Origin of the sequence: Streptomyces sp. NPDC096311 (assembly GCF_044763085.1) — a bacterium.
GTDB lineage: Bacteria > Actinomycetota > Actinomycetes > Streptomycetales > Streptomycetaceae > Streptomyces.
Map to the genome: position 1 here is coordinate 222,410 of NZ_JBIWFN010000003.1, position 15,280 is coordinate 237,689.

General features: G+C 71.0%; 13 protein-coding genes. 8 read left to right on the plus strand and 5 right to left on the minus strand.

What is annotated here, in order from left to right:
• The first annotated feature begins 198 nt into the window (after positions 1-198).
• The 6 genes from ACIRA5_RS09275 (at position 199) to ACIRA5_RS09300 (ending at position 5,056) form a co-directional block, all read left to right on the plus strand.
• A complete protein-coding gene (locus tag ACIRA5_RS09275; RefSeq protein WP_403688984.1) occupies positions 199-1,242 on the plus strand; it encodes an energy-coupling factor ABC transporter permease in 1,044 nt (347 codons plus the stop codon).
• Between the two features lies 1 nt (position 1,243).
• On the plus strand, positions 1,244-2,005 hold the full coding sequence (gene cbiQ / locus ACIRA5_RS09280; RefSeq protein WP_168492523.1) for a cobalt ECF transporter T component CbiQ: 762 nt from the start codon (positions 1,244-1,246) through the stop codon (positions 2,003-2,005).
• The gene (locus ACIRA5_RS09285; RefSeq protein ID WP_403688986.1) at positions 1,993-2,754 is read left to right on the plus strand and encodes an energy-coupling factor ABC transporter ATP-binding protein; all 762 of its coding nucleotides are present in this window, start codon (positions 1,993-1,995) and stop codon (positions 2,752-2,754) included. Before cbiQ ends, ACIRA5_RS09285 begins: the two co-directional genes overlap by 13 nt.
• Before the next feature lie 10 nt (positions 2,755-2,764).
• A complete protein-coding gene (locus ACIRA5_RS09290) occupies positions 2,765-3,244 on the plus strand; it encodes a MarR family winged helix-turn-helix transcriptional regulator (RefSeq protein ID WP_403688988.1) in 480 nt (159 codons plus the stop codon).
• A gap of 125 nt (positions 3,245-3,369) precedes the next feature.
• Positions 3,370-3,816 (plus strand): organic hydroperoxide resistance protein, encoded by a 447-nt coding sequence (locus tag ACIRA5_RS09295; RefSeq protein ID WP_352044306.1) that lies wholly within the window; start codon positions 3,370-3,372, stop codon positions 3,814-3,816.
• Between the two features lie 67 nt (positions 3,817-3,883).
• Positions 3,884-5,056, plus strand: a complete 1,173-nt coding sequence (locus tag ACIRA5_RS09300; RefSeq protein WP_403688991.1) for a serine hydrolase domain-containing protein — start codon at positions 3,884-3,886, stop codon at positions 5,054-5,056.
• 187 nt (positions 5,057-5,243) lie between these two features.
• Here ACIRA5_RS09300 and ACIRA5_RS09305 read toward each other — a convergent pair whose 3' ends face one another.
• Positions 5,244-6,254 (minus strand): helix-turn-helix domain-containing protein, encoded by a 1,011-nt coding sequence (locus ACIRA5_RS09305; RefSeq protein WP_403688994.1) that lies wholly within the window; start codon positions 6,252-6,254, stop codon positions 5,244-5,246.
• A 2-nt stretch (positions 6,255-6,256) separates the two neighbouring features.
• Positions 6,257-6,385 (minus strand): hypothetical protein, encoded by a 129-nt coding sequence (locus ACIRA5_RS09310; protein WP_352044303.1) that lies wholly within the window; start codon positions 6,383-6,385, stop codon positions 6,257-6,259.
• Between the two features lie 221 nt (positions 6,386-6,606).
• On the opposite strand from ACIRA5_RS09310, the gene ACIRA5_RS09315 reads away from it, so the two are divergent.
• Complete coding sequence (locus ACIRA5_RS09315) at positions 6,607-8,097, plus strand: metallophosphoesterase (RefSeq protein ID WP_403688997.1); 1,491 nt, start codon at positions 6,607-6,609, stop codon at positions 8,095-8,097.
• Between the two features lie 100 nt (positions 8,098-8,197).
• Here ACIRA5_RS09315 and ACIRA5_RS09320 read toward each other — a convergent pair whose 3' ends face one another.
• Both ACIRA5_RS09320 and ACIRA5_RS09325 read right to left on the minus strand, forming a co-directional pair.
• Positions 8,198-10,429 carry an MMPL family transporter gene (locus tag ACIRA5_RS09320; RefSeq protein ID WP_403688999.1) on the minus strand — a complete coding sequence of 744 codons (2,232 nt, stop codon included), beginning with the start codon at positions 10,427-10,429 and terminating at the stop codon, positions 8,198-8,200.
• Between the two features lie 112 nt (positions 10,430-10,541).
• A complete protein-coding gene (locus ACIRA5_RS09325) occupies positions 10,542-11,129 on the minus strand; it encodes a TetR/AcrR family transcriptional regulator (RefSeq protein WP_403689002.1) in 588 nt (195 codons plus the stop codon).
• A gap of 165 nt (positions 11,130-11,294) precedes the next feature.
• Between ACIRA5_RS09325 and ACIRA5_RS09330 the strand changes: the two genes are divergently transcribed.
• Positions 11,295-14,816 (plus strand): S41 family peptidase, encoded by a 3,522-nt coding sequence (locus ACIRA5_RS09330; RefSeq protein WP_403689005.1) that lies wholly within the window; start codon positions 11,295-11,297, stop codon positions 14,814-14,816.
• A gap of 173 nt (positions 14,817-14,989) precedes the next feature.
• On the opposite strand, the gene ACIRA5_RS09335 is transcribed toward ACIRA5_RS09330, so the two are convergent.
• Complete coding sequence (locus ACIRA5_RS09335; RefSeq protein ID WP_403689007.1) at positions 14,990-15,250, minus strand: hypothetical protein; 261 nt, start codon at positions 15,248-15,250, stop codon at positions 14,990-14,992.
• Between the last annotated feature and the right edge of the window lie 30 nt (positions 15,251-15,280).

Genomic DNA, 15,280 nt, shown 5'->3' on the forward strand with positions numbered 1-15,280 from the left:
TGCGTTACCTGTGGGGAATATAAGAATCCGTCGCCTCTCCAATGTCGCACATTTCGGAGATTTCGCCCACGGACTCCCTTATCCATCGGGTTCCCTGATCGGCCCTCGCCATGCATCACACATGCATCACCGCCCCGCCGCTATTCATGGGCACCTCGCTCTTGCAAGCCGTTCGCAACAAGGCACTATCATCGAACGGTGCATGTGCCTGACGGATTCATCAACGCCCCGGTCTCCGCGGTCACCGGAGTGGTCGCCGCCGGCGCCATCGCCGTGAGCCTGCGGGGCGCCCGCCGCGAACTCGACGAGAAGACCGCGCCGCTCGCCGGCCTGGTCGCCGCCTTCATCTTCGCCGTACAGATGCTGAACTTCCCGGTCGCCGCCGGGACCAGCGGACATCTGCTCGGCGGCGCGCTCGCGGCGATACTCGTCGGCCCCTTCACCGGGGTCCTCTGTGTCTCCGTGGTCCTGCTGATGCAGGGCATCCTCTTCGCCGACGGCGGTCTGACCGCACTCGGCGTGAACATCACCGACATGGCGATCGTCACGACGGTCGTCTCGTACGCCGTCTTCCGGGGCCTGGTGAAGGTCCTGCCGCGCAAGAAGCGCTCCATCACCGTGGCGGCCTTCGTCTCCGCGCTCCTTTCCGTCCCGGCCGCCGCCGTCGCCTTCACCCTCATCTACGCCCTCGGCGGCACCACCGACGTCCCGATCACCAAGGTCGCCACCGCGATGATCGGCGTGCACGTCCTCATCGGCATCGGCGAGGCCACCATCACCGCTCTCACGGTCGGCGCGGTCATCGCCGTACGACCGGACCTCGTGTACGGGGCCCGCGGTCTGCAGCAGCGGCTGAAGCTGCGCGTCGGCGGCGAACTGGTCGACGCACCCGCGCCCGCCGCCGTCCCCGTGGCCGCCAGGACCTCCCGCCGCAAGGTGTGGGCGGTCGGCCTCGTCACCTCCCTCGTCCTCGCGGGCTTCGTCAGCTTCTACGCTTCCGCGAGCCCCGACGGCCTGGAGAAGGTCGCCAAGGACCAGGGCATCGACCAGAACACCAAGAAGCACCACACCGAGGACTCCCCGCTCGCCGGGTACGGCGTCAAGGACATCTCCGACGCCCGGATCTCCGGCGGCCTCGCGGGCGTGATCGGCGTCGGCGTCACCGTCGTCGCGGGCACGGGGATCTTCTGGGCGGTGCGCAGGCGCCGCACCGCCGACGTCACCCCCTCGCAGGTGGCCTGAGGTGGGCGCGGGTCACGCCCACCGGCTCTACCGGCACGGGCACTCCCCCGTGCACGCCCTGCCTCCGCACACCAAACTCGCCGCGACGTTCGCCTTCGTCGTCGTGGTCGTCTCCACCCCGCGCGAGGCGATGTGGGCCTTTGCGCTGTACGCCGCGCTGCTGGCGACGGTGGCGTACAAAGCCCGGGTGCCGGCCGCCTTCCTGCTCAAGCGGCTGCTGATCGAGATCCCGTTCGTCGCCTTCGCCGTGCTCATGCCGTTCGTGGCGCAGGGCGAGCGGGTGGACGTCCTCGGTCTGTCGCTCAGTGTGAACGGCCTGTGGGGCGCCTGGAACGTCCTGGCCAAGGGCACCCTGGGCGTCGCCGCCTCCGTGCTCCTCGCCTCGACGACCGAACTGCGCGAACTGCTGCTGGGGCTCCAGCGGTTGAAGCTGCCCCCGCTCCTCGTGCAGATCGCCTCCTTCATGATCCGCTACGGCGATGTCATCACGGACGAGATGCGGCGGATGCGGATCGCGCGGGAGTCGCGGGGCTTCGAGGCCCGGGGTGTACGGCACTGGGGCGTCCTCGCGAAGTCGGCGGGCGCGCTGTTCATCCGCTCCTACGAGCGCGGGGAGCGTGTCCACCTCGCCATGGTGAGCCGGGGATACGCCGGTTCGATGCCGGTCATCGACGAGGTGACCGCGTCCCGGGCGCAGTGGTCGTACGCTCTCGCCCTCCCGTTCGCCGCCCTTGTCGTCTGCCTGCTGGGATGGACCCTGTGACCCCCTCTCTTGAAGTGGCCGGACTGGCCTTCGCCTACCCCGACGGCCACCAGGCCCTCTTCGGCGTCGACTTCCGCATCGAGCGTGGCGAGCGTGTCGCGCTGCTCGGCCCGAACGGTGCCGGCAAGACCACGCTCGTCCTCCATCTCAACGGCATCCTGAACGGCGGCGCCGGAACCGTGACGGTGGCCGGACTCCCGGTCGGCAAACGGCACATGGCGGAGATCCGGCGCAAGGTCGGCATCGTCTTCCAGGACCCCGACGACCAGTTGTTCATGCCGACCGTGCGCGAGGACGTGGCCTTCGGGCCGGCCGCGTCGGGCCTCAAGGGCGCCGAGCTGGAGGACCGCGTCCGTACGGCCCTGGAGCGGGTCGGCATGGCGGACTTCGCCGACCGTCCCCCGCACCATCTGTCGTTCGGACAGCGACGCCGGGTGGCCGTCGCGACCGTCCTCGCGATGGAGCCGGAGATCCTCGTCCTCGACGAGCCGTCCTCCAACCTGGACCCGGCCTCACGCCGCGAACTCGCCGACATCCTGCGGTCGTTGGACGTGACCGTCCTCATGGTCACGCATGACCTGCCGTACGCCCTCGAACTGTGCCCCCGGGCGCTGATCCTGAGCGACGGCGCGATCGCGGCGGACGGGAAGACCGGCGAACTGCTCTCCGACGAGGAGCTGATGCGCACCCACCGCCTGGAGCTGCCCTTCGGTTTCGATCCGCGCTCGACAGCTGTGCGTACTCCGTGACAATGGGCGCGTGACGAAACAAGGGGACCAAGAGGACTTCGGATCGGCCGGGTCGCTGTTCCTCGACGACCAGTTGTGCTTCGCGCTGTACGCGGCCCAGCGCGCGGTGACCGCCGCGTACCGCCCGCTGCTGGAGGAACTGGGCCTCACCTACCCGCAGTACCTCGTCCTGCTGTTCCTCTGGGAGCGCGGCGAGACCACGGTCAAGGAGCTGGCGGGCGCGCTACGGCTGGACTACGGCACGATGTCGCCGCTGCTCAAGCGCCTGGAGTCGGCCGGTCTGGTCCGCCGTGAACGCTCGCCGCGCGACGAGCGGTCGGTGCTGGTGGCGGTCACCGGGCGCGGAGAGGCGCTGCGGGAGCGCGCGGCGGGCGTACCGCGAGCGCTGCTGGCGTCGACCGGCCTCGCCGGGGACGAGGTGGCCAGGCTGCGGCAGGAGCTGTGGGGGCTGGCCGAGTGCGCGGAGGGTGCGGCGGGGCGCGCGCGCTGACCTGCCCGGGCGGGGGTTACCGACGGTTTCTACCCCCTGGTAGGCACATCCTCCGTACCGGCCGGTACCTTGTGCACGATGTACTTGCGCACTCCTGTGTTTTCCGTCCTGGGGGAGGTCCCGCCATGATCGACGGCACCGCTGTCGACACCCGCCCGACGAAGATCATGTACGTCGCCGAGGCCACCGCGCACGGCGGCCGGGACGGCTATGTCACCAGCCAGGACGGCCAGATCGAGCTGAAGGTCGCGATGCCGCCCGCGCTCGGCGGTGACGGCAACGGCACCAACCCCGAGCAGCTCTTCGCGGCCGGGTACAGCGCCTGCTTCCACAACGCGCTGGTGCTGGTGGGCCGCCGCGCCGGACTGGACCTGACCGGCTCAACCGTCGCCGCGAAGGTCGGCATCGGACCCAACAAGCAGCGCGGCTACGGCCTCGCGGTCGCCCTGAGCGTCTCGCTGCCCGTCCTCGACCAGGACGTCGCGACCAAGCTCGTGGACGCGGCGCACGAGGTCTGCCCGTACTCGAACGCGACCCGGAACAACATCGAGGTCACGATCCTGCTCGGCTAGGAATCGAGCCTCCCGCGTGTGTGTTACCTCCACTGTTGAGGGTGGCCGGGCGACAGGGAGTACGGACGTGAACGTGAACGGCGAAGTGGCCGAGGGCTTCGAGCCGGTCAGGGAAGCGTTCGCACGCAACTTCGAGACGCTCGGGGAACGGGGTGCCGCGGTCTCCGTGTACCGGCACGGTCGCAAGGTCGTCGACCTGTGGGGCGGCACGCGGGACGTGGACGGTACGGCGGATTCGGCGCCCTGGGAGCACGACACCGCCCACGTCATGCACTCGGCGACGAAGGGGGTCGGGGCAGCCGTACTCCTGATGCTGCACGAGCGCGGCGAGCTGGACCTGGACGCACCGGTCGGGAAGTACTGGCCCGAGTTCAAGGCTCGGGGCAAGGAACGCCTCCTGGTCCGGCACGTGCTGTCGCACCAGGCGGGCGTGCCCCTGGTCGACGCGCCGCTGACCCCGGCCGAGGCGGCGGACCCGGACCGTACGGCCGAGTCGATCGCGGCGCAGACCCCCCTCTGGGAGCCGGGCACGGACCACGGCTACCACCCCCACACCTTCGGCTGGATGCTCTCCGAACTGGTCCGCCGCGTCACCGGCGGCCGGGGCGTGGGCGAGTTCATCGCCACGGAGATCGCCGCCCCGCTCGGCCTGGACCTCTGGGTCGGGCTGCCGCAGGCCGAGGCCCACCGGGTGGGCCGCGCGGGCCGAGTCGATGCGCCCGAGCCGTCGAGCGCGCTGCGCACCCGCCCGAAGCGGTCGGTGGCCGAGGCCTACAACGACCCGGACTCGACGACCGTCCGCGCCTTCGCCGCGATCACCCCGCCGCCCGACGACAACGACCCCGCCTATCGCGCGGCGGCCCTCCCCGCCTCGAACGGCATCGCCACGGCCGACGGTCTCGCGCGTTTCTACGCCGCCCTGATCGGCGAGCTGGACGGCACCCGGCTGTTCACCCCGGCCACGGTCGACCTGGCCCGCGCCGAGGCGTCCGCGGGACCGGACCGCACCCTGGTCATCAGCACGCGTTTCGGCCTCGGCTACATGCTCCACGGCACGGCCTCCCCGCTGCTGGGCCCGGCCTCGTTCGGCCACCCCGGCCGCGGCGGCCCCCTGGGCTTCGCGGACCCGGAGTCGGGCATCGCCTTCGGCTACGTCACGAACGGCTTCCGCAAGACGGTGACGGCGGATCCACGGGCGCAGGCACTGGTACGGGCGGTACGGTCGGCGCTGTCGTCGTAACCGAGCGGGCCGGGGACGTGTCGTAGCGGACCGGGCCGGGGACGCGTCGTAGCCGATCCGGCCAGGGCCGTGCCAGGACACCCCCGCGATCCTGGCCCGACCCTTCCGGTCCGCCCGTCCCTCGCCGCGCGGCGATCACCAGAATGCGCGGCCGACCGCCCGCCTGTCGTTGGCGCACAGTCGCCACCTACTTGGCGCAGCGTCCACGGCCTTGCGGACGTACCTCACGCTCCTCGGCCACCGCCTGCCTCCGGAGTTCACTCGGCGGAACGCCATGGGCGGCGCGGAAGGCCCGGGTGAACTCGGCGGCGCGGGGAAAGCCCCAGCGGGCGGCGACGGCATGGACCGGCATCGCGCGCAGTGCCGGGTCGGCGAGGTCGCGGCGGGCGTTCTCCAGCCGCTGATCGCGGATGTAGGAGGCCACGGTGAGGCCCTCGGCCTGGAAGAGGCGGTACAGATGGCTGCGCGAGATGTGGTGCGCGGCGGCGATCCGGGCGGGAGTCAGCTCCTGGTCGCCCAGATGCCGGCGGATGAACGCCTTGATGCGCAGGGTCAGCGTCCGGCCGCGGGTCTCCGGCGGCAGCAGGGCCTCGGCGTCCAGGGCGCCCGCGAAGACGGCCGTGACCAGATCGGCGAGGACCGTTCCCAGCCGGGGTCCGTCCGACGGCTGGTAGGAGCCGGTGTCCGAGGCCAGCTGGACGAGGAACTGCGCCAGGAGCGCGCCGACTCCCTCACGGCCCGAGATCCGGCTGCCGATCACCTGGTCGGCCCGGTTCGCGGGCAGCGCCACCAGCGACCGCGGGATCTCGACTCCCACGAGGCTGACCGGGTCGGGGCCGGTGTGTATCTCGTACGACCGCGAGGAACAGTTCGTGTGGATGTCGTTGACCCGGTACGCGGCCTGTTGTCTGTCCCAGACCGCCGCTCCCTCTCCCCTCAGCAGGAGGGAGAGGTGGTACACCTCGGGATCGGACTGGCGGATCAGCTTCGGCGTCCGGCGGAAGACCAGATGGTCGAAGGTCGCCGGCCAGACCGTGACCTCGCCCAGCCCGATCATGCGCTGGTGCGCGCGGTAGTCCGCCGCGCGGTCGCTGGCCAGTTGCATGGGTGCGTGCGTACGGCCCATGCGCTGCGTCCACGCCTCGAACCGGTCACCGACCGGCAGGTCCGCGGATCTGAAGACCGACTCCTGCAACACGGTCAGCGGACGGACACGTGCGCCACGAACCGCCCCCGGGTGGCGGGGACGACGGCTGTCTCGACGCGGTCGCCGACCTCGGGACCGCTGCTGTGGCCGCTCGTGAACCAGTGGAGTTCCGACGTGCTCACAGTTCCCCCAGGCTTGTTCGACGAAGGCCGGCGACTCCCCTGGTGAGAGAGCCTGAGACCGGATGATGTCATAGCGTGGTTCGAGGATCCGGAGCTGCCACGGGTCCGGGACCGGGCTCCGAGTCGCAGGCGGCGCTCGCGGGCCGAGTTGTCGCGCCCCATACCTGGTGCCGCCCCCGCCACCACGGCCGCCGTTCACTGCCGGGGGGCACCTACCCGGCATGCGCTGCTGTCTCCCCGCTCCCCTCGCCGCCTTGTCGGCTCTCCCCTCCCCCTGCGACGTCCTGCGCTCCGGCGCCCTCCTCGTCCCCGCCCTGCTGCGGACCGCCGCCGCGCGCAGGGCGGGCCGCCGGCACCCCGACTCCCTGATCGCGGTCCACCTGGAACTGGTCACCCTCGCCGAGGACCGCGCCGTCATCACCTGGTACACCGGCATACCCGGCACCGACGACGGGTTCGGTCATCCGCTGCCCGCGGTGACGGAGGGCGAGGTCGTCTACGGCACCCACCCCGCCCGGCTGAACCGCACCGCGGCCGAGGACGGGCCCACCGCACACCACTACGTGGAGCTCACGGACCTGGAACCGGGCCAGACCTACTACTACCGGGCCGGCTCGCGGGGCGTCGCCGCCACACCCACACCCCTGCACCTCGTGCGCGGCAACGCCGTCGGCACCTCCCTGCACGGGCTCGGCTCCGTCGGCGGCCCGTACTCCTTCACCACGCCCCAGCCCCCGCCCGGCCGCCACCTCCTGTCCATCGCGCTCTGCAACGACCTGCACCTCGGCGAGACCGCCGCGGGCCTGGTGGCCGGGATCCCCCTGATACGCGGGGTGTCGCAGGCCCCGGGGCTCGCGCCGTACCCCGAGACCATGAGCCGGGCCCTGGTCGAGGAGGCGCGTCGGCGGGGGGCGGACCTGCTGCTGGCCGCCGGGGACGTCTCGGCCGACGGGGCCCCGCGGGACCTGGCCGAGGCCAGGCGGATCATGGACGGTTTCGGCACCCACGGGCAGGACTACTTCGTCGTACGCGGCAACCACGACCGGCCCGGACAGCCCGGTGCCGCCTTCCACGACGCCTTCCTCGACACCTTCCACGACGGTGCCGGGCCCGCCTACTTCGCGCGTGACCTCGGCGGGCTGGGGATCATCGGCCTCGACACCTACGAGAAGGAAGGCGCCGGCGGTGACGCGGGCGGGCTCGGCGCCGAGCAACTCTCCTGGTTCCGGGCCCGGTTGAAGGAGCGCGGCGACCAGCCGACCGTGGTGTTCGGCCACCATCCGCTGGCCGTGCGGGACTCCGTCTTCCCCATGGGCCGCGGGCAGCGCCTCGACCGTCGCCAGGCGCGCGCGATCCTCGACGCCTACGCCGCCGCCCCGGGCGTCTTCCTCCACCACGCGGGCCACACCCACCGCAACAAACGCACCGTCCTGCCGCAAGCCCCGCACGTCACCCAGCAGGAGGTCAGCGCAGTCAAGGACTATCCCGGGGGCTTCTGCCTGCTACGGATCCACTCCGGAGGCTTCGCCCTCAACCACTACAAGCCCGGCGGTGCCCCCGCCCGCGAGTGGGCCGAGCGCAGCCGCCGGGTGGCCGGGGGCCTGTGGCCACACCACGCCCTCGGCCGCTCGGTCACCGACCGCAACAGCGTGACCGTCCGCGACCTGTCCGGCGTCACCGGCCCCTTGATACGTCAGCGGGAGGCGACGTAGACGGTTCCCCCGGCGCTTGCTCGACAAGGACGACAGTGAGGGGCACCCTGCCACAACGCAGGGTGCCCCTCACCATCTCAGCCAGACCGCCGGTCAGGCCTCAGACCCGTACCAGCTCCCGGTCCTCGTCCCGGCCCCCGTCGCCGCGGCCCTGGCCCTTCTCCTCCGCCGTGCGCAGGCCCTCGCCCTCGACGTCCACGTTGGGAAGCGCCCGGTCCAGCCACTTCGGCAGCCACCAGGCCTTCTTCCCGAGCAGGGCCAGCACCGCCGGGACGATCGCCATGCGGACCACGAACGCGTCGAAGAAGACCGCGATCGCGAGGCCGAAGCCGATCATCTTGATCATCGACTCGCTGGAGCCGATGAAGCCGGAGAAGACGGCGATCATGATGACCGCGGCCGCCGTGACGACCCGTGCGCCGTGCCTGAACCCGGTCACGATCGCCTGGTGGGGCTTCTCCCCGTGGACGTACGCCTCGCGCATCCGGGTCACGAGGAACACCTCGTAGTCCATCGCAAGACCGAAGACGACACCCACCATGAAGATCGGCATCATCGACATGATCGGGCCGGTTTCCTCGACGCCCAGGAGGCCGGCCAGCCAGCCCCACTGGAAGACGGCGACGACCGCGCCGAGCGCCGCCATCACGCTCAGCAGGAAGCCGAGCGCCGCCTTCAACGGGACCAGGATCGAGCGGAAGACCACGATCAGGAGGAGGAAGGCGAGGCCGACGACCAGCGCGAGATACGGGATCAGCGCGTCGTTCAGCTTCTGCGAGAAGTCGATGTTCATCGCGGTGGTACCGGTGACCAGCACCTTCGCGTCGGTCTTCGCCGTGATGCTGCCGCCCGCGTCACGGATGGCGTGCACCAGGTCCTCGGTCTTGACGGAGGACGGCTTGGAGTCGGGGATGACCGTGATCGTCGCGGTGTCCCCGGCCTTGTTGAACGCCGCCGGGCTGACCGACACGACGTCCTTCATGTCCTTGACCGTGTTGGTGACCTTGGTGGCCGCGGCCTTGGGGTCGTCGCTGGACTTGCCGTCCACGACGAGCATCAGGGGACCGTTGAAGCCGGGACCGAAGCCGTCGGACAGCGCGTCGTACGCCCGGCGCTGCGTGGTCGACGTCGGCTGCGAACCGTCGTCGGGCAGACCCAGTTCGAGCGAGGCCGCCGGGAGCGCGGCGGCGCCCAGGCCGATCACACCGAGCACCAGCACGGCGAGCGGCCGGCGCACGACGAAGCTCGCCCAGCGGGTGCCCATGTTGGGCTTGCTCTCCTTCTTCGCGGCGCGCCCACCACCGAGCAGCTTGCTCTTCTTGCCCGCAGGCTGGACCTTGCGGCCCGCGTAGCCCAGCAGGGCCGGAATCAGCGACAGCGCGATCAGTACCGCGATGGCGACCGTGCCCGCCGCCGCGACACCCATCTTCGTCAGCATCGGGATGTTGACGACCGACAGACCCACCAGCGCGATCACGACCGTCAGACCGGCGAAGACGACCGCGGAACCCGCCGTGCCGACGGCCCGTCCGGCCGCCTCCTCGCGCTCCCGGCCCTCGGCCAGTTCGGCACGGTAGCGGGAGACGATGAAGAGGGCGTAGTCGATGCCGACCGCGAGGCCGATCATCATCGCCAGGGTGGAGGTGGTGGTGCCCAGGTCCAGCGCGTTCGCCAGCGCCGTGATCGTCGAGACGCCGATACCGACGCCGATCAGCGCGGTCAGCAGCGGCAGCCCGGCCGCGATCAGTGAACCGAAGGTGATGACGAGCACGACCGCGGCGACCGCGATACCGATGACCTCGGTCGACCCGGTCTCGGGCGTCGCCTGGAGCGCGTCACCGCCGACCTCGACGCTCAGCCCGGCGTCCCGCGCCTGCTGCGCGGCCTCCTCCAGGGCGGTCTTCGAGGAGTCCTTCAACTCCATGCCGGACACCTTGTACTTCACCGAGGTGTAGGCGACCGACCCGTTCTTGCTCACCGCGTGGGACTTGAAGGGGTCGGAGACGGAGGTGACCTCGGAGCCGTCGCCGAGCGCCTTGACGGTCTTCTCGACGGTCGCCTTGTTGGCCTTGTCGCCCATCTTCTCGCCGGCGGGCGCCTTGAAGACCACACGGGCGGTCGCGCCGTCGGCGCTCATCCCGGGGAAGCGCTGTTCGAGCAGGTCGAAAGCCTTCTGCGCCTCGGTGCCCGGGATCGAGAAAGAGGACGCTCCGGCGGTGGGCGCGGAGGCGGCGCCGACACCCGCCAGCGTCAGCAGGGCCACCCATATCAGGGCGACGAAATGGCGTCGCCTGAAGGCGAATCGGCCGAGTTTGTAAAGGAATGTGGCCACGAGGGCGTACTCCCGGTCAGGTCGTTTGCTGGCAACTGGGCAGGGGAGATCAGCCCGACGACGTGAGCGGTCGCGTCAGGTGCACGTAGGCGTTACTGAAGGTCGGGCAGGCTCAGGCGCCGAGAGCGGGGAGGATCACGGCGTCCATGTACGAGGTGAGGAAGTCCTGGGTCGGCGGCTGCTGGTCGATGATGTTGCGGACCGCGAAGGCGCCGATCAACATGTGCAGCACATAGTCCTTCGCGGGGTTGTCCGCACGGATCTCACCCCGGTCGACGGCGCGCTGCAGCAGCGTGTCCAACTCCTCGATCTCCGGCTCGATGATCAGCTCTCTGAACGCGCGCAGAAGATCGGGATTCTCGTGTGTCGCCGTGGCCAGACCCCGCATCAGCGCGGAGTGCTGCTCCATCTCGCAGTCGGTGTCACGCCGCGCCATCGCGTGGAAGTCTCCCCGCAGGGATCCGGTGTCGATGTCGCCGTTGACCGGCTTCTGATGCCGCAGCGCCTTCACGACGAGTTCGGCCTTGCCGCCCCACTGGCGGTAGAGGGTGGCCTTGCTGGACTTGGTGCGGGCGGCGACGGCGTCCATGGTCAGGGCGTCGTAGCCGACTTCGCGGAGCAGTTCGATCACGGCGGCGTACAGCTCGGCCTCACGCTCGGGGGTGATCCGACTGCGACGCACCGTTGCGACTTCAGTCATCCCACTCACCTTCTCTGCTCCGGACGACACTGTTTCGTACACCTACGAAGATACCCTGAGATCAAGCGAAACGAAACCGTTTCGTACGTGTGCTGGGTCACGCCCGTCCGAAAGGACACCTACTCACAAGTTGCCAGGGGCCTCCGGGAGGAAAAGCATGGGTAGGTGAGCGACGCGTATGAGAAGGCGACCACGGACCATGCGCCCCCCGGGGACAACGCGACCACCGGGGGCAACGCATCCGGCTATCTCCGCTTCCCCCATCTCAGCGGCGACCACCTCTGCTTCGCCGCCGAGGACGACCTGTGGATGGCCCCCCTCGACGGGCCGGGCCGCGCCTGGCGGCTCACCGTCGACCGGACCAAGGTCGGCCACCCCCGCTTCTCCCCCGACGGCCGGCTGATCGCGTACACGAGCTGGCGCAGCCTCGTGCCGGAGATCCATCTGGTGCCGGTGGACGGCGGCCCCTCCCGCCGGCTCACCTACTGGGGCAGCGCGGACACCCAGGTCTGCGGCTGGTCGCCGCCCGAGAAGGACGGGCACAGCGACATCCTCGCCGTCGCCTCCCACGGCCAGCCCTTCTCGTACTTCACCTGGGCCTACAAGGTCCCCACCGACGGCGACCCCGGCGGCGCGCTGCCCTGGGGCCCGGTCTCCGCCATCCAGGTCGCCGACCTCGACGGCGAACACAAGACGCTCCTGCTGACCGGCACCCCGCCGCACGAGCCCGCCTCCTGGAAGCGCTACCGGGGCGGCGCCACCGGGCGGCTCTGGCTGCACGGACGGCGACTGCTCGCCGATCTCGACGGCCACCTCGACTCCCCCATGTTCGTCGGCGGCCGGATCGCCTTCCTCTCCGACCACGAGGGCATCGGGAACCTGTACTCGTGCGCGTACGACGGCGGTGACCTGCGCCGCCACACCGACCACGACGCCTTCTACGCCCGGCACGCCTCCAGTGACGGCACCCGGGTCGTCTACCAGTGCGCCGGGGACCTGTGGATCGTCGACGACCTGTCCCCGGACTCGGTCCCGCGCCGCCTCGACGTCCGCCTCGGCGGTCCGCGCGCGGGACGCCGTACGTACCAGGTGCCCGCGGCGCAGCACGTGGACGGGCTCTCGGTCGACGAGACGGGCCGGGCCAGCGCCGTCGTCGTGCGCGGCAGCCTGTACTGGCTGACCCACCGCGACGGCCCCGCACGCACCATCGCGGACACTCCCGGCGTACGCGTCCGGCTCCCCGAGATGCTCGGCTCCGGCGGCCGGATCGCCTACGTCACCGACGCGGACGGCGAGGACGCCGTCGAGATCGCCTTCCTCCCCCGGGCCTCCGGCCAACGCGAGCCGCGCCGGCTCGCCTCCGGCGAACTGGGGCGCGTGCTGGAGATGGTCTCCGACCCGCAGGGCGAACGCCTCGCGATCGCCTCGAACGACGGACGCCTGCTGATCCTCGACGCGACGGAGGATTCCGGGGACACGTCCCCGTCCCGGGCGGAGCCCGAGGAAGCCTCCCGGACGGAGCCCGACAGCACCACCTCGGAGCCGGAGTCCGAGGACACCGCGCAGACGGGGTCCGAGGAAGCCGACCGGACGGAGCCCGGCGACACCTCACCTGCCGAGACCGAGGGAGCCGCCCGGACGGAGTCCGAGGACACCTCGGCGGCCGAGACCGAGGGAGGGGAGGTCACTGAGCTGATCACGTCGATCAACGGGCCGGTCCGGGACCTCGCCTTCTCCCCGGACGGGGCCTGGCTGACCTGGTCGCACCCGGGGATCGGCCGCTCCCTGCGTCAGATCAAGATCGCGCGCATAAAGGACCGGCTCATCGTCGACGTCACCAACGGCCGCTTCGAGGACGAGAACCCCGTGTTCACCCGCGACGGCCGCTACCTCGCCTTCCTCTCCTGGCGCGGCTTCGACCCGGTGTACGACGTCCACACCGGCGACCTCTCCTTCCCGCTCGGCTGCCGCCCTTACCTCGTCCCGCTGTCCTCCGCCACCCCCTCCCCCTTCGCGCTCAACCCCGACGGGCGGCCGGTAGCCGGAGGCCTGGACCCGATCGAGGACGAGAGCGCGGACGGCGCGGTGAGCGTCGAACTGGAAGGCCTGGAGAGCCGGGTGACCCCCTTCCCGGTCACCGCCTCCAAGTACTCGGCGCTGTACCCGGTCGCGGGCGGCGGCCTGGTCTGGCTGCGCTGGCCGATCTCGGGCGCCCTCGGCGAGACCTTCGTCAACCCCGACGACACCTCCGGCCGCCCGACGCTGGAGTTCTTCAACATCAGCAAGGCGAAGAAGTCCGAACTCGTCCAGCACCTGGACTGGTTCGCGGTCAGCGGCGACGGCTCCCGGCTGGTCGTCGTGGACGAGGGCGACCTGCGCGCGGTCCCCTCGACCGAGGTCGGTGACTCCGACTCGACGGTCTGGATCGATCTGCGGCGCATCATCCACGAGGTGGACCCGCCCGCCGAGTGGCGCCAGGCCTACGCGGAAGCGGGCCGTCTCACCCGCGCCTACTTCTGGGAACCCCACATGTGCGGCATCGACTGGGACGGTGTGCTCGCCCAGTACCGCCCGCTGGTCGAACGGGTCGCCTCCCCCGACGACTTCGCCGACCTCCTGCGCGAGGTCCTCGGCGAACTCGGCACCTCCCACGCGTACGTCGCCGCCGCCCGCCGCAACGAGGGCCCGGCCCACTACCAGCGCTGGCAGGGCCTGCTCGGCGCCAACTTCGTCCGGCGTGACGGCAGCTGGACGCTGAAGCGGATCCTCCCCGGCGACTCCTCCGACTCCAAGGCACGCTCACCGCTCGCCGGTACCGGCATCCGCGAGGGCGCGGTCCTCACCCACGTCGACGGCCGCCCGGTCGACCCGGTCACCGGCCCCTATCCCCTCCTCGCGGGCGCGGGCGGTACGACGGTGGAGCTCACGTTCACCCCTGAGGCGGGCGAGGGCCGCGCACGCCGGGTGGCCGTGGTCCCGCTGATCGACGAGCGCCCCCTGCGCTACCAGGACTGGGTGGCCAAACGCCGCGAGGTCGTCCGGGAGTTGAGCGGGGGCCGGTGCGGCTACCTCCACATCCCGGACATGGGCGGCTCGGGCTGGGCCCAGTTCAACCGCGACCTGCGCCTTGAGGTCTCGCGCCCCGCACTGATCGTCGACGTGCGCGGCAACGCGGGCGGCCACATCAGCGAACTCGTCGTGGAGAAGCTCACCCGCACGATCCTCGGCTGGGACCTGACACGCAACGCCCAGCCGGTGTCGTACGCCTCGAACGCCCCGCGCGGTCCGATCGTCGCCCTCGCCGACGAGGCGACCGCCTCCGACGGCGACATGATCACTGCCGCGTTCAAGCTGCTGAAGCTCGGCCCCGTCGTCGGCCAGCGCACCTGGGGCGGAGTCGTCGGCATGACCGGCCGCCACCGCCTCGGCGACGGCACGGTGATCACGGTGCCGATGAACGCGGCCTGGTTCGACGCGTACGGCTGGTCCGTCGAGAACCAGGGCGTCCCCCCGGACCTGGCGGTCCTGCGCACCCCCCTGGACTGGGCGGAGGGCCACCACACCGAAATGGACACCGCCATCCAACTGGCCCTGGACCTCCTGACCACCCACCACGCGGCCTCCCCACCCGACTACTCGAACGCCCCCGACAGATCAAGACCAAAACTCCCCCCACGATCTCAATAGAGGTCAGGGGGCGCACCGTCAGCGGGGCGCGCCGTCAGGGGCGCGGGGAACTGCGCGACAAGCCCCCACCCACCCGCACCCGACGACGCACCCCCGACGCCAACAAAAAGCGTGGGGCGCCCCCAGCCAACAGGGGCGCCCCACAACTCGGCCTAAGCCGGCGCAGCGAACCGTCAGACGTCGTAGTCCTGGTCGAGCCGGTCCTTCGCCTCACGCTGCACGCGCTCGGCCTCCGGGATCGTCCGGTCGCCCCTCTGCGGGGAGCGCTCACCCGACTGCGGGGAACGCGCGCCCTGCTGCGAGGTGCGGGCACCCGGCTGCGGGGAGTGCTCGCCGGGACGGGCCTTCTCGTGGCCGATGTCCTGGCCCATCTTCTTCTTGCCCTGCTGCTTCATCTGCTCGGCCTTGTTCTGCATCTGGTCCTTCTTGCCCATGAGGTTTCACTCCCATTTGTGGGTGAGGGG